At 64.3% G+C, this 21,274-nt stretch carries 15 protein-coding genes; 11 read left to right on the top strand and 4 right to left on the bottom strand.

Going from position 1 to position 21,274, the window contains the following annotated elements:
- The first annotated feature begins 145 nt into the window (after positions 1-145).
- Complete coding sequence (locus tag AQZ49_RS06185; RefSeq protein WP_067613998.1) at positions 146-2,473, top strand: TonB-dependent receptor; 2,328 nt, start codon at positions 146-148, stop codon at positions 2,471-2,473.
- A 10-nt stretch (positions 2,474-2,483) separates the two neighbouring features.
- Positions 2,484-3,383: an MBL fold metallo-hydrolase gene (locus tag AQZ49_RS06180; protein ID WP_067613996.1), complete on the top strand. Its 900-nt coding sequence runs from the start codon at positions 2,484-2,486 to the stop codon at positions 3,381-3,383.
- On the opposite strand, the gene AQZ49_RS06175 is transcribed toward AQZ49_RS06180, so the two are convergent.
- Positions 3,380-4,594, bottom strand: a complete 1,215-nt coding sequence (locus AQZ49_RS06175; protein WP_082701579.1) for a CaiB/BaiF CoA transferase family protein — start codon at positions 4,592-4,594, stop codon at positions 3,380-3,382. The genes AQZ49_RS06180 and AQZ49_RS06175 overlap by 4 nt on opposite strands.
- 190 nt (positions 4,595-4,784) lie before the next feature.
- On the opposite strand from AQZ49_RS06175, the gene AQZ49_RS06170 reads away from it, so the two are divergent.
- The 5 genes from AQZ49_RS06170 (at position 4,785) to tauD (ending at position 11,342) form a co-directional block, all read left to right on the top strand.
- Positions 4,785-5,963 (top strand): iron-containing alcohol dehydrogenase, encoded by a 1,179-nt coding sequence (locus tag AQZ49_RS06170; protein ID WP_197410944.1) that lies wholly within the window; start codon positions 4,785-4,787, stop codon positions 5,961-5,963.
- The gene (locus AQZ49_RS06165) at positions 5,960-6,646 is read left to right on the top strand and encodes a TetR/AcrR family transcriptional regulator (protein ID WP_067613992.1); all 687 of its coding nucleotides are present in this window, start codon (positions 5,960-5,962) and stop codon (positions 6,644-6,646) included. The genes AQZ49_RS06170 and AQZ49_RS06165 overlap by 4 nt, the downstream gene beginning before the upstream one ends.
- 58 nt (positions 6,647-6,704) lie before the next feature.
- Entirely contained in the window at positions 6,705-8,339 is a 1,635-nt protein-coding gene (locus tag AQZ49_RS06160; RefSeq protein WP_197410943.1) for an AMP-binding protein, read from the top strand.
- A 124-nt stretch (positions 8,340-8,463) separates the two neighbouring features.
- Entirely contained in the window at positions 8,464-10,413 is a 1,950-nt protein-coding gene (locus tag AQZ49_RS06155; protein WP_082701577.1) for a flavin-containing monooxygenase, read from the top strand.
- Between the two features lie 110 nt (positions 10,414-10,523).
- Positions 10,524-11,342, top strand: a complete 819-nt coding sequence (gene tauD, locus AQZ49_RS06150; RefSeq protein WP_067613989.1) for a taurine dioxygenase — start codon at positions 10,524-10,526, stop codon at positions 11,340-11,342.
- Positions 11,343-11,359: 17 nt separating this feature from the next.
- Here tauD and AQZ49_RS21705 read toward each other — a convergent pair whose 3' ends face one another.
- A complete protein-coding gene (locus AQZ49_RS21705) occupies positions 11,360-13,078 on the bottom strand; it encodes a response regulator (RefSeq protein ID WP_082701575.1) in 1,719 nt (572 codons plus the stop codon).
- Positions 13,079-13,429: 351 nt separating this feature from the next.
- Positions 13,430-14,830, bottom strand: coding sequence for an aldehyde dehydrogenase (locus tag AQZ49_RS06140; protein WP_067613987.1), 1,401 nt, complete (start codon positions 14,828-14,830; stop codon positions 13,430-13,432).
- Between the two features lie 227 nt (positions 14,831-15,057).
- On the opposite strand from AQZ49_RS06140, the gene AQZ49_RS06135 reads away from it, so the two are divergent.
- Positions 15,058-15,597: a hypothetical protein gene (locus AQZ49_RS06135; protein ID WP_067613985.1), complete on the top strand. Its 540-nt coding sequence runs from the start codon at positions 15,058-15,060 to the stop codon at positions 15,595-15,597.
- A gap of 13 nt (positions 15,598-15,610) precedes the next feature.
- Here AQZ49_RS06135 and AQZ49_RS06130 read toward each other — a convergent pair whose 3' ends face one another.
- Positions 15,611-16,486: a LysR family transcriptional regulator gene (locus tag AQZ49_RS06130; protein WP_067613983.1), complete on the bottom strand. Its 876-nt coding sequence runs from the start codon at positions 16,484-16,486 to the stop codon at positions 15,611-15,613.
- A gap of 107 nt (positions 16,487-16,593) precedes the next feature.
- On the opposite strand from AQZ49_RS06130, the gene AQZ49_RS06125 reads away from it, so the two are divergent.
- The 3 genes from AQZ49_RS06125 to AQZ49_RS06115 all read left to right on the top strand — a co-directional run bounded on the left by AQZ49_RS06125 (position 16,594) and on the right by AQZ49_RS06115 (position 21,271).
- A complete protein-coding gene (locus AQZ49_RS06125; RefSeq protein WP_231738929.1) occupies positions 16,594-17,790 on the top strand; it encodes an aspartate aminotransferase family protein in 1,197 nt (398 codons plus the stop codon).
- Between the two features lie 12 nt (positions 17,791-17,802).
- Positions 17,803-19,212, top strand: coding sequence for a succinylglutamate-semialdehyde dehydrogenase (gene astD / locus AQZ49_RS06120; RefSeq protein ID WP_067613981.1), 1,410 nt, complete (start codon positions 17,803-17,805; stop codon positions 19,210-19,212).
- Positions 19,213-19,495: 283 nt separating this feature from the next.
- Positions 19,496-21,271: a putative bifunctional diguanylate cyclase/phosphodiesterase gene (locus tag AQZ49_RS06115; protein ID WP_197410942.1), complete on the top strand. Its 1,776-nt coding sequence runs from the start codon at positions 19,496-19,498 to the stop codon at positions 21,269-21,271.
- Positions 21,272-21,274: the final 3 nt, after the last annotated feature.

The following is a 21,274-nucleotide window of genomic DNA, read 5'->3' as shown; positions in this document are numbered from 1 at the left end:
AATATCATCACCATGCGCATCGATCGTCGGTTTGTGCGGCGATAGCCATGCGCGCTTGATTACCAATGGCATGATAGATATACTCACCAGTATGCCAAGGTGAATGCCATGCAAGGCAATGACCGGCCAATCACGGGGAGTATGCATGAAAAGCCTTCGTCACGCCGCGTTCAACGCGCCTCTTGCCGCGCTCATGGCGCTTCCGCTGCTTGCCGGAACGGCCCATGCCGCCGATGCCGTTGCCACCGGGGCGGGGGCAACCGAACCTGCCGCCGCGAATGCCAAGGCTGACGACAATTCCGCCAGCACCACCGACACGCGCGAAATCATCGTCACGGCAACCAAGCAGAATACCGCGATCAGCCGTCTGGCCGCCGCCGTCACCGCGCTGACGGCAAAGGATCTCGGCCCGGGCGGGGTGCAGAACGTCGGCGATCTGCAAGGCGTGGTGCCCAATGTATCAATCGGCGACCAGTTCGGCGTCAACCGCACGTTCATTCGCGGTGTCGGGCTCAACAATTTCGACATCGGCGGTGAAGGCGCGGTGTCGTTCCTGCAGGACGGTGCGATCATTGCCCGCCCCGCCGAACAGTTGAGCGGCTTTTATGATCTGGAACAAGTCGAAGTGCTGCGCGGGCCGCAATCGATCCTCTATGGCCGGGGGGCGACGGCGGGTGCGATCAACATGGTCACGGCCAAGCCGACCGACCAGTTCGATGGCTATTTTCGCGCGACTTATGGCAACTACAACGATGAAGTGCTCGAAGGCGCGCTCGGCGGCCCGGTCGCGGGCGACAAGCTGCTGGTGCGGTTGGCCGGGAAATACGAAAAGCACGATGGTTATGGCGTGAACCTCTATACCGGAAACCCGGTCGACAACCGCGATTCCTATGCTCTGCGCGCGACGGTGATCGCGAAGCTGGGCGAAACCGGCAAGTTCACGCTGGTCGCTGACCAATTTCATGAAGGCGACGACGACTACGCATTCCATTACTTTGGGCCGTCGGTCATTCCAGGCAACGAAATCTATTACCACTTGCTCGGCGGGCAGTCGATTTTCGATTATGCCGCCGCGCATGGCCAGACGCCCAACTTGCGCGACATCTATTCCGATCAGGATGCCATCAACCGCCGCAGCGGGTTTGGCGTAACCGGCACGTTCGACTGGGATCTGGGCACGACCACCATCAAGTCGATCACCGCCTATCGCTCGTTCAACCGGTTCAACCGCGACGATCTGTCGGTATCCAACGTCGATCTGGCCGGGCAGAACAACTACACCGAACAGAGCCGTTCGTTCAGCGAGGAAGTGACCGCCAATTACACCGGCCAGGGGTTCACCCTGCTGGGCGGCGCGATGTATTTCCACGAGCGGCTCTATGGCGACACGAGTGTGCCGACCACCAACCTGGGCGTGCTGTTCGGCCTGCCCGCCGATACGTTCAACAATGGCGTCTATGACCAGAACGGGCGGGTGATGATCGATGCGGTCGGCGTCTATCTGCAGGGCGCGGCCGATCTGACTTCCACGCTGAAGCTGACGCTGGGCGGGCGTTATAACTATGAACACCGCCAGGGGATCGGCTTTTTCCGCTTTGATGCCGAGGGCACTTATGTGCCGACCGATGAGGCCAAAGGGTGGGGTTCGGTCACGCCCAAGGCGCTGCTGGAATATCGCCCCAACAACCAGACTTTGCTCTATGCCAGCGTGACCAAGGGTTTCAAATCGGGGGTGATCGACGTCGGCAGTGAAAATCCGGTGATCAATCCCGAAACGGTGTGGAGCTATGAAGCCGGGTTCAAGCAAAAGCTGTTCGACAACCACCTGCAATTGAACGGCGCGGCGTTCTATTACAAGTACAGCAATCTGCAGGTCAGCTTTGTGAACGCACAGTCGGTGGTCGAAACGATCAATGCCGCCAGCGCGCGCAATTTCGGCGGAGAACTGGAACTGGTCGGCAAGATCAGTCATGCGCTGACGGTGAACCTTTCCGGCACATATTTGAATGCAAAATTCACCAATTTCTGCAATGCCTATTACGGTTCCGGCTATCCCGCGCGACCCGGAATTTCCTATGCGCCCTGTCCCACCGACCCTTCGCTGGTCGATCTGGCCGGCAAGACTTTGCCCAATGCGCCCAAATATACCTTTGGCGGGGGTTTCCAATACGACATCGCCCTGGGCAACCAGGGCAAGCTGACCGCGCAGGGCGACGTCAAGTGGCAGGACACGATCTATTTCAGCGAGTTCAACAACAGCGATGCCGAACAGACCGGCTATGCCATGGCCAATGCCAGCCTGACCTGGCACGCCCCGGGTGACAAGTTCTCGGTCGAAGGCTGGGTACGCAACCTGACCAACAAATATGCCATCGCCAACAACATCATCGCTGCGGCGCTGTTTGCCTATGTGCGCGTGGGGTCGCTGGTGCCGCCGCGTACTTATGGGGTGACCGCCAGCTACAAGTTCTAGGTGGCGGGCGATGGACCGCTTTCGGCTGGGCACCGTCAGAGTGCATCGCATCGAGGAATGGCGGGGCGGTTTTGCCCCGCCAGACCATCTGTTTGCAGGGTACGAGGCGGCCGGCTGGTCGCCCCATGCCGAAGAATTCACGCCCGATTATTTCGATCCCGACAGCGGCCGGGTCTATGCCTTTCTGCAAAGCTGGCTGATCGACACCGGGCATTTGCGCATCCTGTTCGACACCGGTGCGGGCAACGACAAGCATCGCCCCGATCTGCCGGTGTTCGACCACCTCGCCACCGACTTTCTCGGGCGCCTGGCGGCGGCGGGGTTTGCGCCCGAAGATATCGATGTGGTGGTCTGTTCGCATGTCCATGTCGATCACGTCGGCTGGAACACCCGGCTGATCGATGGCGCCTGGCAGCCGACGTTTCGCAATGCGCGCTATCTGCTGCCGCTGGCCGATCGCGATTACTGGGACCCGCTGGTGACGGGAATCGGGCCGGGTGGGCTGGGCGCGGCAGTCAATGCGGGGATGTTCGAAGACAGCGTGCGCCCGATCATGGCCGCAGGTCGCGCCGAATGGGTGACCGACGGGTTCGAGGTGGCGCCGGGCGTGGTGCTGCGGGCGCGACCTGGGCATACACCGGGGCAAATGGTCATGGCGGTCGATGGTGGCGATGATCGGGCGTTGTTCTGCGGCGATGTGGTGCACCATCCGATGCAGATCTATCGCCCCGACTGGAACAGCGTGTTCTGCGAAGACGCCGGGCAAGCGCGCGAGACGCGCCGCAGCGTGCTGGATGAAGCCGCTGACAGCGGGGCCCTGCTGGTGCCCGCGCATTTCGGCGGCAGCCATGTTGCGCGCGTGCTGCGCGATGGCACCGGCTTTCGCCCGGTGCTGCGCGCGCCGCGTTAGAGCACGATCCCCTTGGCGCGCAATTGCGCCATGCGGTCGCTGTCGATGCCCCAGTCGGTGAGCGTGGCCACGCTGCCTTCGCCTGCCAGTGCGGCCGGGCGGCGCAGGCTGCCGGGGGTACGTGACAGGCGCGGCGCGGGCATCGGCTGGGGCGCAGCGGGGCCGCCGCCATGCATCGCGCGGGCACGATTGGCGGGGTGGACGGCGGCTTCGGCCGGGCTGAGCACCGGGGTCACGCAAGCATCGCTGTCGGCAAAGCGGGCCACCCATTCCGCGCGCGACCGGCGTGCGATCACGGCGGCAATCCGCTCGGCGCGGGCGGCCCAGTGAGCGGGATCGAGATGGTCGGGAAACTGCGTCGGGTCGAGGCCGAGCCCGGCGATGAACAGATCGTGGAACTGCGGTTCCAGCGCACCAACCGCGATCCAGCCGCCGCAGGCCGCGCGGTAACAGCGATAGAAATAGGCACTGCCATCGAGCAGGTTGTTCCCGCGGCCTTCGCGCCAGATGCCCATCTGCGTCCAGGCGAACACTTGCGTCATCAGCAGGCTGGCGCCATCGACCATTGCCGCATCGATCACCTGGCCCTGGCCGCTGGTGGCACGTTCGACCAGCGCGGCCAGAATGCCCGCGACCATGGCCATGCCGCCGCCGCCGAAATTGGCGACCAGATTGATCGGCGGCACCGGCACGTCGCCCGCCGGATTCATCACATAGAGCGCGCCGGTCATCGCCAGATAATTGATGTCGTGCCCGGCAGTGCGCGCCAGCGGGCCATCCTGCCCCCAACCGGTCATCCGCGCATAGATCAGCCGCGGATTTGCGGGCAACAGATCGTCGGGGCCCAGCCCCAGCCGCTCCATCGTGCCGGGCCGATAGCCCTCGATCAGGACATCGGCGCACGCTGCCAGATGCCGCGCCAGGGCCAGGCCTGCGCTGTCCTTGAGGTCGATCGCGACCGCCGGGCGGTTGCGGTGCAAGTGGTTGAAGTGTTCGTCGCCGCCTGCCGCGGACACCGCCCCGATCCGTTCCACGCGCAGCACCTGCGCGCCATGGTCGGCCAGCATCATTGCGGCAAACGGGGTCGGGCCCAGCCCGGTGAATTCGAGCACCCGGATCGCCCGCAGGGCACCGCCCGGCAGGCCGGGGGATGGGGTGTCCGACGGTGCGTTGCTGGCGGCGGTGTTGCTCGACCAATCCTGACGGGACATTCCCGGCTTGCCATCCATTGTCGTATGCTATCCGCTGTTGTGCCGGGGGCAGATCGGGGATCGTCGGCGCTCGGTCAAAATCTTAACATGGGTCCAAAAATATACTAGCGGGTAAAACGCGGCTGTGGCAAGCATCGTGTCAAGACGCCTGGCGCGAGCAGCAAGCGCGGCGCGACAAGAGGAGAGATCTGTGGCCGCCATCATTCCCAGCCGCATGGGCTTTACCAGAACCGAACTCGTTACCATGGGGCAGCCCGCTGCGCGCGCGCTTGCCGACCATGCTGAGGCTGCGGGGCATTCGCGGGTGTTCCTGATCGCGTCGACCACGTTGCGCGAACAGACCGATGCGATAGCTGCGATCGAGGTCGCCCTGGGGCACCGCCATGCAGGCACGTTCAGCGGGATTGCCCCGCATGCGCCGCGCGCCGATGTGTTGCGCGCCGCCGATGCCGCGCGCGCGGCGCGGGCCGACCTGATCGTGTCGGTGGGCGGTGGTTCGGTGACCGACGCGGCCAAGATCGTGCCGCTGCTGATCCGCCACGGGGTGTCGACGGTCGAGGCGTTCGAGCCCTTGCGGACTTATGTCAACGATGCAGGTCAGGTGATCAATCCGATCACGGTCGGGCCCGATATCCCGGTGATCTGTGTGCCGACCACGCTGTCCGGCGGCGAATTCAACGCCCTGTCGGGGGCCACCGACGAAGTGTCCCAGCACAAGCAGGGCTATGAACACCGCGCGATGGCCCCGGTGATGGTGGTGCTCGATCCCGCGCTGACGGTCCATTCGCCCGAATGGCTGTGGCTGTCGACCGGGGTGCGTTCGGTCGATCATGCGGTCGAAACGCTGGCGTCGTTCCAGTCGAACGCGTTTGCCGACGGTCTGGCCGATAGTGCGCTGCGCCTGCTGGTTGAAGGCCTGCCCCGGGTCAAGGCCGATCCCGCGGATCTGGAGGCGCGGCTGAAATGCCAGATCGGGGCGTGGCAGTCGATGATTTCGATCATCGGCGGGGTGCCGATGGGGGCCAGCCATGCCATTGGACATATCCTGGGTGGCACGTGCAATGTGCCGCATGGCTATACCTCGTGCGTGATGTCGCCCTATGTGCTGGAATGGAATGCACAGCACGATGCCAGCCGCCAGGGCCGCATTCTGGCCGGGCTGGGCGGGGCGGGCGCCAGTGCGGCCGACGCGCTCGATGCGTTTATCGCCGGGCTGGGCATGCCGCGCCGGTTGCGTGATGTCGGCGTGGGGGAAGATCGCTTCCAACAAGTAGCCGAATATACCCTGCTTGATATATGGGGGAGGACCAATCCCCGGCCCGTGACATCGCCGGAGGATATCCTCGAGATCCTCAGAAGGGCTGCATGACGCGAAACCCAACCCAGGCGCTGCCCGCCGCCCCGCGCCGTTCCGCACGCCATGCCGATGGGGCCGGACAGACCACCGGCCGCGAAATCCGCCCCGGCGTGGTGGCGTTCAAACGCTCGCGCATTCTGGAGGAGGCGAGCGCACTGTTCTATGAAAAAGGCTATGAGACGGCGACACTCGACATGCTGGCCGACCGGCTTAGCGCGACCAAGCCGTTTCTCTATACCTATTTCAAGGGCAAGGCGGCGATCCTGAGCGCGATCTGCGAGATGGGGGTGACCGAATCGCTGGCGGCGCTCGACCGCATCGAGGCGAGTTCTGCCGAAATCGGTGCCGCGCCGGTCGATCTGTTGCGCACCTCGTTGCGCGAAGTGGCCGGGATCATCATCGACCGCATCGAATATCTGGTGGTTTATCAGCGCGAGATGATGAACCTGGAACGCGGCGATGCGCAACGCATCCTGCGCCTGCGGCATGAATTCGATCTGCGCATCGGGCGGATGATCGAGGCCTGCATGCGCGATGGCAGTATTACCGTGGCCGATGCGCCGACCATGTCGGTGTGGATCGGCGGGCTGCTGAGCTGGATGACCTATTGCTATCGACCGGGCAGCGCCCGGTCCGGCGAGGCCGTGGTGGAACAGGCGGTAAAGGCCTGTCTGCGGCTGGTCGGGCTGGATTGATACGCTGCCCCAATCGGCCCGCTCGCGATCCCTGCGGGCGGGCAGGGGAGACATGCCAATGACCAACGAAACGCCGGTGCGCACGCGCGATTTTGCCGATCCGCGCATTCCCGATCGCGATCACTGCGTGCTGCGCTATCTGATCGATCGCTGGGCCGACCAGACGCCCGACCGGGTGCATGTGGTGTGGGAAGACGGCGAGCAATGGAGCTTTGCCGAGGTGCGCCGCCGCACGCTGGCCAAGGCCGCCGGGCTGGCCGCGTTGGGGGTCGGGCAGGGCGATTTCGTTGCGGTGTGGCTGCCCAATGGGCGCGAGGCGCTGGTGGCGTTCTATGCGATCAACTATCTGGGCGCAGTATTCGTGCCGTTCAACACCGCCTATCGCGGCAATCTGCTGGCGCATGTGGTGGCCAATTCGGGCGCGCGGCTGATCATCGCCCACCCCGATCTGGTCGGCCGCCTTGGCGAGATCGATCGGGCCGATCTGGGGCTGGCGGTGCTGACCACGGCGGGTGACGCGCCCGATATCGGCCTGCCCACGGTGCGCTTCGATGCCATCGATGGCAGCACGGTGCCGCCGCTCGAACGGCCGATCGATCCGTGGGATATCCAGTCGGTGATCTATACTTCGGGCACCACCGGGCCATCGAAAGGCGTGCTGTCGTCCTATCTGCACATGTTTTCCAATGCCGGGCCGGAATCCTGGCCGATGGTCGGGCGCGACGACCGCTATTTGTGCGTTGCGCCGATCTTTCACATCGGCGGGATGGGGCCGCCCTTTGTGATGCTGGCGCGCGGCGCTTCGGTGGCGATGGTCGAAAGCTTTGCCACCGACCGGTTCTGGGACATCGCCGCGCGTACCGGGGCGACCGTGGTGTTCCTGCTGGGGGTGATGGCGACATTCCTGCTGAAACGGCCGCCATCGCCGCAGGACCGCGCGCATGGCGTCAAAAAGGCCTTTATGGTACCGCTGACCGACGATGCTCCGGCGTTTACCGAACGATTTAGCATTGATATATATACCATTTTCAACATGACCGAGGTGTCATCGCCGATCGTGTCGGAGGCCAATCCAGTGCGGCGCGGGACGTGCGGCAAAGTGCGCCCCGGGGTTGAAGTGCGCTTGGTCGATCGCCACGGTGGCGAAGTGCCGGTGGGCGACATCGGCGAAATGCTGGTGCGCACCGATCGGCCGTTTGCGATGAACAGCGGCTATCATCGCAATCCCGAGGCGACGGCGCAGGCCTGGGCCAACGGCTGGTTCCACACCGGTGATGCCTTTCGCCGCGATGCCGACGGCTATTTCTACTTCGTCGACCGGGTCAAGGACGCGATCCGGCGGCGTGGCGAAAACATCTCGTCGTTCGAGGTGGAAGTCGAAGTCTGCGCGCACCCTGCCGTGCGCGAAGCCGCCGCGATCGGCGTGCCCAGCCCGCTGTCGGAAGACGATGTGATGGTGATCGTGGCGCCGGTGCCGGGGCATTCGATCGATCCGGCGGAATTGATCGGGTTTCTGGCCGATCGCATGCCCTATTTCATGGTGCCGCGCTATATCCGCGTCCTGCCCGAATTGCCCAAGACACCTTCGGCCAAAGTGCGCAAGGCGGATCTGCGCGCGCAAGGCGTGACTGATGACACCTGGGATCGCGAGGCGGCGGGCATGCGCCTGAAGCGCGAGGTTTTTTCGCACTGAGGCGCGCCACCCTGCAGCCTCGATTGACTTCATATACTGATCAGTAGATATTTGATACCAATAGTATGATATTGCCGTGCAGCCGGGATCGCGTCCTGGTGCGCGTGTCTCATGAGGATGTGCCATGACTGCCACTGCCGTGCACTGCCCGCTGCTGATCCCGCCCGCCGATGCCGGGCCGCTCGATCGTGCATTGCTCGATGCAGGGATCGCCGCGTGCAACCTGCCGGCGCTGCTGTTGACGTTGGTGCAATTGACCGGCGATCTGCGCTGGCTGGAGCCGCCTTATGCCCCCCGGCGCGGCAAGGGGCTGGATGACAACGACGATGGCGGCCTGCCCGATGCGATCGCGGGGGAAATCCGCGCCGCCGCGCGCGGCGCAATTTACGGCTGGCTCGATGGCGCGCCCGTCGCCCTGCCGCGTCCCGACAATGCCACGCTGGCGCACATGTTGGCGGTGTCGATGGACGAGCCGGTGCCGGCCGAATATGGCGACATCATCGCCGCGACGATGCAACTCGATCCCGCGCCGGAACCTGCCCCGGTGGGCCTGGGGCGCAGTGCGATCGTGATCGGTGCGGGGATATCGGGAATCTGCGCGGCGATCCGCCTGGCAGAGCTGGGGATTGCCACCACCATCCTGGAAAAAAATGCCGAATTCGGCGGCACTTGGTGGGAAAACAGCTATCCCGGGTGCGGCGTCGACACGCCCAATCTGACTTATACCTTTTCGTTCCGTCCCAACGACTGGGCACATTATTTTCCGCGTCGCGACGAGATCGAACGCTATCTGATCGACACCGCGCGCGCCCACGGGCTGTATGACAAAGTGCGGTTCAACACGCGCGTGCGGTCGGCCACATGGCAGGCTGATACGCAGCGCTGGCAGGTTGTCGCGGTCGATGCCGAAGGGCACGAGACGGTGCATAGCGCCGATTTCGTGTTCAGTGCCGTCGGCATTCTCAACACCCCGGTGGTGCCCGATATTGCCGGGCTCGACCGCTTTGCCGGGCAGGTGGTGCACACCTCGCACTGGCCGACAGACCTCGATCTGACCGGCAAGCGAGTCGCGGTGGTGGGCAACGGCGCATCGGCCATGCAAGTCGTGCCGGCGATTGCCGACAGTGTCGCCAGCCTGACCGTGTTTGCTCGGTCGCGCCAATGGGCCGCGCCCTTTCCGCAGTTTCGCAAGGTCATTCCGGCGGCGGTGCGCTATCTGTCGCAGCGCGTGCCGCTCTATCGCGCATGGGTGGAACAGCGGCTGGCCTGGACGTTCAACGACCGGGTCCACGGTACGTTGCAGCGCGATCCCGACTGGCCCGAACCGGCGCGCGCGGTCAACGCTGTCAACGATGGCCATCGCCGGTTCTTCACCCGTTATGTCGAGGCGGAACTGGGCGACCGGCAGGATCTGCTGCCCCTGGTGCTGCCCGATTATCCCCCGTTTGCCAAACGCATGCTGCTCGACAACGGGTGGTATCGCACTTTGCGCAAACCGCATGTGCGGCTGGTGCCCGACCGGCTGGCACAGATCGAGGGATCGGTGCTGACCGCAGGCGATGGCACGCAGGTCGAGGCGGATGTGATCATCCTGGCCACCGGCTTTGCGGCGGCGCAAGTGCTCGGGTCTTATGATGTGATCGGGCGCGGCGGGCGGGTCTTGCGCGAATTCTGGGATGGCGACGATGCCGCCGCCTATCTGGGCACGCTGGTGCCCGGATTTCCCAATTTCTTCATCCTGCTGGGCCCGAATGTCGGATCGGGGCATGGCGGCAGCATGATCCGCAATATCGAAAACCAGGCGCACTATGCCACCCGGCTGATCGCGCGCACGGTCGAAACCGGCGCGACCACGGTCGAAGTGCGCGACGACGTCTATCACGCCTATCGCCAGCGCATCGATGCGGCGCATGACCGGCTGGTGTGGACCCACCCCGGCGCCACCAACTGGTATCGCAATTCGCGCGGACGGGTGGTGGCGATCACCCCGTGGCGCAATGACGCGTTCTGGCGGATGACGCGCGAGGCCGATCCCGCCGATCTGGTGTTCGATGCCGACCGTGTGCCGGCCTGATGCGGTTCGACATTTGTCTGATGCGGCAAAATAACACTTGATTCCGGCGCGCGCGGCACGGACGAGACGGCGCCGGTCGTGCAGGATCGGCGCGGCGTGGAGTGCAGGCGATGGGTATCACGATTGAACCGCTGACCCCGGCGATCGGGGCGATCGTGTCAGGCGTGGATCTGGCGCAGCCGCTGGATGCGCAGACCCACCGCGACATCGAGGCGGCGATGATCGACCGCCAGGTGATCTTTGTGCGCGATCAGGCGATTACCGAACGGCAACAGCGCGATTTTGCCGCGCGTTTCGGCCCGCTGCACGTCCACCCGATCTATCCGCGATCAAAGGCCGTGCCCGAAATCATGCTGCTCGACACCGCGCTCAACGATCTGCGCGACAATGCGCTGTGGCACAGCGATGTCAGCTTTCTGGAAACCCCCGCGCTGGGCGCCGTGCTGCTGGCGCGCAAAGTGCCCCCGCTGGGCGGTGACACGCTGTGGGCCAGCGCCACCGCCGCCTATGACGCGCTGCCCGCCACGATGAAAACCTGGCTGGCCACGCTGTCGGCCACCCACGATCTGGCCAAATCGTTCCCGCCCGATCGCTTTGACGCGGCCGCCCTGGAGGCGGCCAAACGCAACAACCCGCCCATGGTCCACCCCGTTATCCGCACGCACCCGGTCACCGGCCGCAAAGCCATCTATGTCAGCGAAGGTTTTACCACCGGCATCGTCGGCATGGAGCCCGCCATGGCCGACCCCCTGCTGACCATGCTCTACACCCACATCACCCGCCCCGAATTCACCGTCCGCTGGAAATGGCGCGCAGGCGACGTGGCGATCTGGGACAACCGGGTAACCCAGCATTACGCGACATACGATTATGGCAATGCGCACAGGGTGATGAACCGGGCGACGATTATGGGTGACCGGCCGTTTTGAGTGGGGGAGCGGGGCGGTTAGGCAAATGTAATCGTAAAGCGCACGCCGCGGCCAGGCTGAGAGTCGACCGCAAGGTCAGCCTTGGCATTCTGGCGCAGCGACTGGACGATCAATGCACCAAGTTTGCCGTGTTTCGGCCACGAGACATCGGGCGGCAGCCCGACCCCATCATCGGCGACGACAACGCGGCGGCCTCGTTCGTCAGACAGGCTGTGGATCAGGATCGTGCCGGAATCCCTGTCAACGAAGGCGTGTTTCAGCGAATTGGTCATCAATTCGTTGACCACCATGCCGGTCGGCAGTGCGACGTTGACCGATACGGGATAGGAATCGACCTTCAATTCAAGCCGGATCCCTTCCATCGCCGATGCATGCATGATGGAAGAGGCTACATCGCTCAGATAGACGCCCAGATCGACTTCCTCGCGCTGACCGGATTCCGACAGCAGCTTGTAGACCAACTGAATTGAATTGATCCGCCCCGCCAGCCTGTCGAACATGCCGCTTTCGTCCTGATTGCGGGCCTTGCGCGCCTCGACGCGGACGAGCGCTGTAATCATCTGGAGATTGTTTTTCACGCGGTGCTGCATTTCCAGCAAGCGCATGTCCTTTTCTCGCATCTGGACTTCGAATTCCTGCACCAGGCTGGAATCGCGGGGGGCCACATCAACCAGCGCGGCCAGCCGGAATTCCGGGTTTCCTTCATCATCGGAAATGATGCTGGAAAACAGGTCTATCAGCGATGCACTGCCGTCGGGCCGGTCGATCTGAAAAGTGCCGATCACTTCGGGCGCGGCGGTTATCGCATCACCAAGGGCGACGGGCTGGTCTCTGCCGACCGATGACCCGCGCAGGCGGCCCCATGGCTGACCTTCGATCTCGGACCGAACTTGACCTGACAGTGCTTCGAACGCCGGGTTGGCGTATATGACATGCTCGTGCGTGATCAGCGTCGATACGACGACCGCGAGCGGGATCTGTTCGAAAAAGCGTTCAAAACGATCGCGGTCCACTTCGTTCGGGACTTCCACTTCCTCAATCTGATGGCCGAGCACCGTGGAAATTGCCGTGGTCGAAGCGGGCTGCAGCGGCAAACTTGCGGCAAACATCAAGCGGGTGAGGGCGGGCAGCGATTTTACCCCGGCTTTGTCCATAATGATGGCGCGGTGGCTTTCGACGGTCCGTTGGCTGAGCTTGAGGTCGGTCGCGATGTTCTTGTTCGGATACCCCTCCATGATGAGGTCAAGAATCTGCCTCTGCCGTTTGGTGAGCTGACCAAGGAATTTTGCAGCGTCGGCGCGAAGGTGATCAAGCGTCGGATTGTCGGGACTTGGTGCAAGCGCCCTGGCGATCGCCTCCAGTATATCTTTGTCGCTGGCCGGCTTTTCAATAAAGTCGCACGCACCAGCCTTCATGGCTTCGACAGCAATGGCCACGCTGCCCGAGCCGGTGATCATTATCACTGGAACCAGATTTCCTGCGGCCCGTAATCGGTGAAGTGTCTCCACGCCGGAAATCCCCGGCAAGCTTACATCCAGCAGCACGCAAATGGCCTGATTGCCGCAATCGGCACCAAACAGGTCTTCGCCACTGCCGAACGCCATCGCCTGGTATCCGGCATCTTCAAGTACGATCACAAATCCTGCTGAAACAATTGGGTCATCATCGATGACAATGACAACTTGTTTGCGGGATTCATCAGGATTTTTGGTGATATACTGTGATTTTTTGGGCATATATTGAACTCATTAGCAAGCGATGAAATGAGTTTTTCAGCTCTTCGTAAGCGCTTGATATTTTGGCGAGCCCGCCAAAAGTTGAGTTTTTTCTCTAGTACATGGCGGTCATCAAAGCAAACGCATCCCAATTTTTAAAGAATGCGTCATGATAAAATCCGATCGAGGCGAAGTGCAGAATCTGATCATGCCTTGGGCGGTTCGTGTGGGAGGCAGTCCATGACGACTGAAGGCGCGCCGAACGAGCGCGTGCCGGGCTAGTAGATTGTTTTTGACATCTGCATCCAGCCATCCGGATCGCATGGCCGCAAAGGTCAGAATCGGACCAGCAGGCTGCCCCCACGTCATCGATCAGATCGGGAAATGCCCTGCCTGTGTCTCCACCGTGATCCAGCGCAGTTCGGTGAAGCTGTCGATGCCGGCTTTGCCGCCGAAGCGGCCATAGCCGGAGGCGCCGACGCCGCCGAAGGGCATTTGGGCTTCGTCGTGGACGGTGGGGCCGTTGACGTGGCAGATGCCGGATTTGATCTGGCGTGCCACGGTCAGGCCGCGAGCGGTGTCGCGGGTGAACACGGCGGCGGACAGGCCGTATTCGCTGTCGTTGGCCAGTTCGATGGCGTGGGCTTCGTCGCGGGCGTGGATCACGCCGACCACCGGGCCGAAGCTTTCGTCGCGGAACAGCTTCATCGCGGGGGTTACGCCATCGACCACGTGTGCGGGCATCAGCACGTTGTCGGTGGTTGCGCCGCCGTTGAGCAGGGTGGCGCCATGGGCCAGCGCGTCGTCGATCAGGCTGTGGCAGTGGGTGACGGTCTTGGCATCGACCACCGCGCCCAGCGGGGTCTTGCCCTCGCGCGGATCGCCCACCGTCATGGTGGCGACTTTGGCGCGGAATTTTTCGGCAAAGGCCTTGGCCACGGCATCGACCACGATGATCCGTTCGGTCGACATGCAGATCTGGCCCTGGTTCATGAACGCGCCGAACGCGGCGGCCTTGACCGCTTCGTCCAGATCGGCGTCTTCCAGCACGATCAGCGGCGCCTTGCCGCCCAGTTCGAGCAGGCAGGGTTTGAGGTTCTGCGCCGCGCGCACCGCGATGATCCGGCCCACCGTGGTCGATCCGGTGAAATTGATCCGCTTGACCTCGGGCGCGTCGATCAGCGCGCCGACCACGGCGCCCGCATCGGCGGGCGCGTTGGTGACGACTTGCACCACGCCATCGGGAAAGCCCGCTTCGGCAAAGGCCTCGACGATCAGGGCATGGGTGCGGGGGCAGATCTCGCTTGCCTTGAAAATGACCGCATTGCCGCAGGCCAGCGGCACCGCGATCGCGCGCACGCCAAGGATGATCGGCGCGTTCCACGGCGCGATGCCCAGGATCACGCCGACCGGTTCGCGCAGCGCCATGGCCAGGCACCCCGGCTTGTCCGACGGGATCACTTCGCCCGCGATCTGCGTGGTCAGCGCGGCGGCTTCGCGCACCATCGATGCGGCCAGGCCCAGGTTGAACAGCGCCCAGCCTGCGGTGGCGCCGATTTCGCCCTGCATCGCGGCGACGAAATCGTCCTTGCGCGCTTCCAGCGCGGCGGCGGCCTGCATCAGCACGGCGCGCCGACCGTTGGGGCCGATGGCCGCCCAGGCCGGTTGCGCCGCCGCCGCGCGCGCAGCCAGCGCGGGCATGTCGGCGGCCTGCATCGCGGGCGCAGACGAGGCAACAGCCCCGGTGATCGGGTTCAGACGGGTGAATTCCATGGCAAACGCTCTCCCGGACAGGCAATTATTGATATGCATTATAGCATAATGCGGCGCTCTGCAAACGGTCCCCCGCAAATCTGCGGCGATCGGTCGCAGATTAACCCTGGCTGCATTCGCGCTTCCAGCAGCGTTCAGGTTGGAAAGCCTAATTCAACACTCATGGAAACGAATCGCTGCCGGGACATTTGAACCACCCCCTGGCAACGCCGACAAGGAGGCATATCATGAAGACCATCTTCAAGAAGGCCGTGCTCGGCACCGCACTTGCCGCCACGGCGGCATTGGGCATGCTGGCCGTGGCAACCCCGGCAGATGCGCGGCCCTATGGCTATCACGGCGGGTATTATCGCGGCGGCGGGTTCCCCGTTGCGGCGGGCCTGATCGGGCTGGCCGCGGGTGTGGCGATCGCCAGCAATCAGGGGCCCTATGTGGCACCGGCGCCGGTCGGATACTATGCGCCTGCGCCGGTGGCCTATGCACCGGCCCCTTGCTACGGCGCTTATCCGGGCTATCCGGGGTATTGCTATCCGGTGTCGTATTACACCAATCTCGGCTGGGGCTGGCATGATGGATACTGGTGGTACGGCGGCGCTCGTTATGCGCACCCGTTCGCCGTCGGTGGCTATCGCGGCGGTTATGGCGGCGGGTATCATGGCGGCTATGCCGCGGGCGGATACCATGGTGGCTATGCCGGTGGCGGGTATCACGGCGGCGGCGGGTATCACGGCGGTGGCGCCGCGCATGGCGGCGGCGGACATCGCTGATCGCGGCGGCTGATCAGGCGGCTTGCGCCGTCAGCCAGGTGCGAAATCGTGAAAGGGCCGGTGACACCGGCCCTTTTGCGTGCACCAGCCAATAGGCCGACCGGCTTTTCAAGGTTTGCGCAAACACTTCGACCAGCGTCCCGGCGGCCAGTTCGGGCTCGATCAGAAAGCGCGGGATCAGCGCCAGCCCGACCCCTGCGGCGGCAGCCTGGGCCATGATCATGAACTGGTCGAACCGCGCGCCGGTCAGCCGCGGCGCGGCAATGCCCTGGCCGCTGAGCCAGTCGTTCCACGCCGTCGGGCGCAGGCTTTGCAACAGCAGCGGCGCATCGATCACCTGTTCGGGGCGGGTCAGGCCATGCGCCAGCGCCCAGCCCGGCGCGGCCACGGCAACTTGTTCTTCTTCAAACAGGAAATGGTGTTCGGCATCGGGCCAGTCGGGCGCGCCGAAATGGATGGCCGCGTCAAACCCTTCGCGCGTCAGGTCGAACGGATCGATCCGCACCGGCAGGTTGACCACCAGATCGGGGTGCAGCGCGCTCAATTGCGGCAGGCGCGGCGCCAGCCAACGCATGCCGAAGGCGGGCAGGGTCGCCACGGTCAGTTCGCTGCCCCGCGCCCGCACCGCGCGCATTGCCCCGGCAATCTGGTCGAGCGCGGGCACCAGCGCGGCATGCACGTTGCGTCCGGCGGCATTGAGCACCACCCGCCGCCCGCGCCGTTCGAACAGCGCGGTGCCCGCCATTGCCTCGATCGCCGCGATCTGTCGGCTGATCGCGCTCTGGCTCAACCCCAGCCGCGCGCCGGCGGCGGAAAAGTTCTCGGTCGCGGCGGATTCGACAAAGGCCTGGATCGCCCCCATCGATGGCAGCAGGTTGCGGTCGGTCATCGAACCCTCTTGATGCAATAAACACATCAAACAATGCGTGTTTCTTGTTTTGAGATGCCTTTTTCATGCGATATTTGCAACAGCATCGTGATGACGAGGAGTTGGCGATGAGCGATGCGTTGATGGGCGTCTATAACCGGGCGCCGGTGGCTGTTGACCGGGGCGAAGGCGTGTGGCTGCACGCCCACGACGGGCAGACGTATCTCGATTGCGTCAGCGGCATCGCCACCAATGCGCTGGGCCATTGCCATCCCAAACTGGTGGCCGCGCTGCGCGATCAGGCCGAACGGCTGTGGCACGTGTCGAACATCTTTCGCATTCCGGGGCAAGAGGCGTTGGCCGAAAAGCTGACCGGCGCGTCGTTTGCCGATGTGGTGTTCTTTGCCAATTCGGGCACCGAGGCGATCGAATGCGCTATCAAGACCGCGCGCCGCCATCATGCCGCCAAAGGGCAGGGCGAACGGATCGATATCATCGGTTTTGCCGGATCGTTTCATGGCCGGACGTATGCGGCGGTCAATGCCTCGGGCAATCCGACGTATCTCGACGGGTTTGGTCCGCGTCTGCCCGGATATGTGCAGATTTCGCTCGATGACCCCGCTGCACTGGCCGCCGCGATCGCCGCGCCGACCACCGCAGCCGTGCTGATCGAGCCGGTGCAGGGCGAAGGCGGTGCGCGCGCGCTGCCGGTCGAATGGCTGCAGAACGTGCGGCGGATGGCCAGCGACGCGGGCGTGCTGGTGATCCATGACGAAGTGCAGTGCGGCATGGGCCGCACCGGGCGGCTGTTTGCGCACCAGTGGGCGCCCGGCGCTGAACCCGATATCATGGCGATTGCCAAGGCGATGGGCGGCGGGTTTCCGATGGGCGCCTGCCTTGCCACGCACGACGCGGCGGTGGGCATGGTGACCGGCACCCACGGCACCACGTTTGGCGGCAATCCGCTGGCGATGGCGGTGGGCAACGCGGCGTTCGATCTGCTGGCCGATCCGGCCCTGCTGGCGCATGCCGGGGCAATGGGTGATCGTTTTGCCGCCGGGCTGAACAAGCTGGTGGCCGCCTATCGCGACATTGCCGTCGATGTGCGCGGCAAGGGGCTACTGATCGGGGTGAAGCTGCTGGTCAACAACCGCGAGATGATGACGACCGCGCGCGAGCATGCCTTGCTGGTGGCGGGCGGCGGCGACAACTGCATTCGCCTGTTGCCCCCGTTGACGATCACCGCGCAAGAAGTCGATATGGCGATCGACCGGCTGGCCATGGCATTCGCGACGACGCGCGGGCGCATGGCGCAGGCGGCCTGAAGGAAACCCGTGATGGCGCACCTGCTGCAATCGTTCGATCCGGCCACCGGTGATCCGGTGTGGCAGGGCCCCGTCGCCGATGCGGCGATGGCCGCCGCGGCGGTGGCGCGTGCGCGGGCCGCAGCGCCCGGCTGGGCGCGGCGGCCGCTGGATGAACGCGTGGCCCTGGCGCAGGCCTATGGCGCAGTGCTTGATGCGCGGCGCGAAGACCTAGCCCGGCTGATCGCGCGCGAAACCGGCAAATTGCTGTGGGAAGCGCGCACCGAAGTGACCGCGATGATCGGCAAAGTCGACATCTCGATCCGTGCGCAGGCCGAACGCACCGGCACCAGCGACAGCGCGCAGCCGTTTGGCCGCGCCGTGCTGCGCCACCATCCGCATGGCGTGATGGCGGTGCTGGGGCCATACAATTTTCCCGGCCATCTGCCCAACGGGCATATCGTCCCGGCGCTGATCGCGGGCAACACGGTGGTGTTCAAGCCGTCCGAGCTGACCCCTGGCGTGGGCGCGGCGATGGTCGATGCCTGGCACGCGGCGGGATTGCCCGGTGATGTCCTGCAGATCCTGCAGGGCGGGCGCGATACCGGCGCGGCACTGATCGAACAGGATATCGATGGCCTGTTGTTCACCGGTTCGGCCAATGCCGGGCGCCATTTTCGCCGCGCGTTTGTCGATCGGCCCGGGGTGATCCTGGCGCTCGAACTGGGCGGCAACAATCCGCTGGTGGCGTGGGACGATGCCACCGATCCGGCGATATTGGCCAATCTGGTGGTCCATTCGGCGTTTGTCACCACGGGACAGCGCTGTTCGTGCGCGCGCCGGCTGATCGTTCCCGAAGGGACGGCGGGTGATGCGCTGATCGCGGCGCTGGTCGACCTGTCGGCGCGCCTGCCGATCGGCGCGGGCGACGACAATGCCTTCATGGGCCCGCTGATCTCGCCGCGGGCGGCGGACGGCGCGCGACATGCGCTGGCCGGGTTGGTCGCGGCGGGGGCCCGGGTGTTGCTCGATCGCAGCAGCGTGGCCGATCGGCCAGAAGCGTTCTTTGGCCCGGTGCTGCTCGAAGCAACAGGCGTTGCCCTGCCCGATGCCGAAATATTTGCCCCGGTGCTGTCGATCGTGCGCGTGCCCGATTTCACCGCTGCGATTGCTGCGGCGAATGCGACCGCGTTCGGGCTGAGCGCCGGGTTGCTGGCCGGCGATCCCGCGTTGTGGGAGCGGTTTGTGAGTGAAGTGCGCGCGGGCGTGGTCAACTGGAACAGGCCGACCACCGGCGCGGCCTCGGCTGCGCCGTTTGGCGGGTTGGGCGAATCCGGCAACCATCGCCCCAGCGCCTATTATGCCGCCGACTATTGCGCCTATCCGGTCGCCAGTTTCGAGGCGCCGGTGCTGGCGCCGGTGCCGGTTCCGGGCCTCGGCTAAGCACCTTGGCGAGGTCGGCGCATGCCTTGTCGGCCCGGGCATGAATTAACCATATTTGGTAAAGGATTGCTCGACCCCCTGTGGCAAGACGGTGCCTTGCGAGGGGTGATTTGGTGAATGCGGTCAAACGTTTGCGTGCCGGGCGCGCGACCGTGTGAATAATGAAAATCATCTCCCGCCAGGAAAGAATCGTAAATCGGGCTATCTGGACCTCCAGCTTGCAAAAATTGGCATCAGAAGATGCCGAGCCGAACCATGTCGCTGGTGCTGTGGGAGAACTTTGTTGGCACATTCCAATTCAGGCCGGGAAATCGAGCGCCTGGCGACGTTGTATGATTACCGTATTCTCGACAGCGATTTCGATCAGCAATTCAACAACCTGACCGAAATTGCCAGTGCCCATTTCGGCATGCCGATTGCGCTGGTTTCGCTGATCGATGCCGATCGCCAGTGGTTCAAGGCGATGGTCGGGCTCGATGTCCGGCAGACCCCGCGCCGGATTGCCTTTTGTTCGCACACGATCGCCAATGCGGGCCAGGTCATGGTGGTCGAAGACGCCTATGGCGATCCCCGGTTTGACGCCAATCCGCTGGTGACCGGCGCGCCGCATATCCGGTTCTATGCCGGCGCGCCGATTGTGGCCGAGGATGGCGCGGCGCTGGGCACGGTCTGTGTGATCGACCGCGTGCCGCGCCAGTTTACCGGGGCGGATTGCGCGATGTTGCAGCGGCTGGCCGAAAATGCCCGGTCGCTGATGGAATTGCACCGCCGCAACAGCCTGTTGCGCGAAGCGGCACGATCGGATTCGCTGACCGGTCTGCTCAACCGGCGGGGATTGGAAAAGGCCATCGAACATGTCCTGGCCGCCGCGCTGGCAGGCAAGACGTGCGGCCTGCTCTATCTCGATCTCGATCGCTTCAAACATATCAACGACACGCATGGCCATGACGCGGGCGATCAGGTGCTGAAGGAAGTGGCCCGCCGGTTGCAATCGGTCGTGCGCCAGACCGATCTGGTGGCACGCATCGGCGGCGATGAATTCGTGGTCCTGCTGGCGCATCCGGTCGATCATGGCGCGCTTGGCCAGGTCGCGTCGCGCGTCCTGGCAGTCTGCGGGCGGCCGATCACGATCGATGGCACGGTCATCGAGCCAGGCCTGTCGATCGGCGGCGCGCTGGCGCCGCGTGACGCGGTGGTGGCCGATGATCTGCTGCGAGAGGCCGATCGTGCGCTCTATATCGCCAAACGTGGTGGGCGCGGGCGCGTGGCGATCGCAGGCCCGCGCGTGGTCGGCCCGGTTGACCGGGCCGCCGCTCGCGAAAGCGAACTGGAACAGGCCATCGACCGCGACGAGCTGTTTCTGGAATGGCAATCGTGCCACGATCTGCCATCGGGCCGGGTGCTCGGGTATGAAGCGCTGGTGCGCTGGCGCCATCCGCAGGCTGGCGTGATCGCGCCGGTCAATTTCGTGCCACTGGCCGAGGCCTGCGGTCTGTCCGGTCGGCTCGACGCCTGGGTGCTCTTCAACGCGTGCCGACAAGGCGCGACCGCGCCTGCCGGACAGCGTCTTTCGGTCAACATGTCGGCGTTGTCGATCACCAGCGGGCTGGTCGTGCCGATGGTACGCTCGGCGCTCGACCGCAGCGGGCTCGATCCCCGCCGGCTAGTGCTGGAAATCACCGAAAGCGCCGCGATCGGCAACGAGGACAAGGCGCTCGAACACATGCGCCAGCTCAAGGCGCTGGGCATAAAGCTGGCGCTTGACGATTTCGGCACCGGCTATGCCTCGCTTGCCTATCTGCAGCGCTATCCGATCGATCTGGTCAAGCTCGATCAGAAATTCGTCGCCGGGTTGGCCACCGACCCGCGTGCGCAGCGGTTGACACAAGGGATCATCCACCTGGCCCGCCTGCTCGATATCGCGGTGATTGCCGAAGGGATCGAAACCACGACGCAGGCCGATCTGTTGCGCAAGAATGGCTGCCGCATGGGGCAGGGCTATCTCTGGGCGCGCCCGTCGGTGCTGCCCTGGGTCGAACCGCCGCCGGCTGGCGGGTAAACC

The sequence above is a fragment of the Novosphingobium sp. FSW06-99 genome (genome assembly GCF_001519065.1).
In the GTDB taxonomy this organism is placed as follows: domain Bacteria; phylum Pseudomonadota; class Alphaproteobacteria; order Sphingomonadales; family Sphingomonadaceae; genus Novosphingobium.
Note: the sequence above shows the minus strand (reverse complement) of the source record. Positions and strands in the feature narration are given on the sequence as shown.

Coding starts and splice junctions, on each gene's coding strand:
- AQZ49_RS06155 (WP_082701577.1), top strand. CDS start 8,464: ATGACTGCCACTGCCGTGCACTGCCCGCTGCTGATCCCGCCCGCCGAT.
- AQZ49_RS06125 (WP_231738929.1), top strand. CDS start 16,594: ATGAGCGATGCGTTGATGGGCGTCTATAACCGGGCGCCGGTGGCTGTT.
- AQZ49_RS06130 (WP_067613983.1), bottom strand. CDS start 16,486: ATGACCGACCGCAACCTGCTGCCATCGATGGGGGCGATCCAGGCCTTT.
- AQZ49_RS06180 (WP_067613996.1), top strand. CDS start 2,484: ATGGACCGCTTTCGGCTGGGCACCGTCAGAGTGCATCGCATCGAGGAA.
- AQZ49_RS06175 (WP_082701579.1), bottom strand. CDS start 4,594: ATGTCCCGTCAGGATTGGTCGAGCAACACCGCCGCCAGCAACGCACCG.
- AQZ49_RS06160 (WP_197410943.1), top strand. CDS start 6,705: ATGACCAACGAAACGCCGGTGCGCACGCGCGATTTTGCCGATCCGCGC.
- AQZ49_RS06165 (WP_067613992.1), top strand. CDS start 5,960: ATGACGCGAAACCCAACCCAGGCGCTGCCCGCCGCCCCGCGCCGTTCC.
- AQZ49_RS21705 (WP_082701575.1), bottom strand. CDS start 13,078: ATGCCCAAAAAATCACAGTATATCACCAAAAATCCTGATGAATCCCGC.
- astD (WP_067613981.1), top strand. CDS start 17,803: ATGGCGCACCTGCTGCAATCGTTCGATCCGGCCACCGGTGATCCGGTG.
- AQZ49_RS06140 (WP_067613987.1), bottom strand. CDS start 14,830: ATGGAATTCACCCGTCTGAACCCGATCACCGGGGCTGTTGCCTCGTCT.
- tauD (WP_067613989.1), top strand. CDS start 10,524: ATGGGTATCACGATTGAACCGCTGACCCCGGCGATCGGGGCGATCGTG.
- AQZ49_RS06135 (WP_067613985.1), top strand. CDS start 15,058: ATGAAGACCATCTTCAAGAAGGCCGTGCTCGGCACCGCACTTGCCGCC.
- AQZ49_RS06185 (WP_067613998.1), top strand. CDS start 146: ATGAAAAGCCTTCGTCACGCCGCGTTCAACGCGCCTCTTGCCGCGCTC.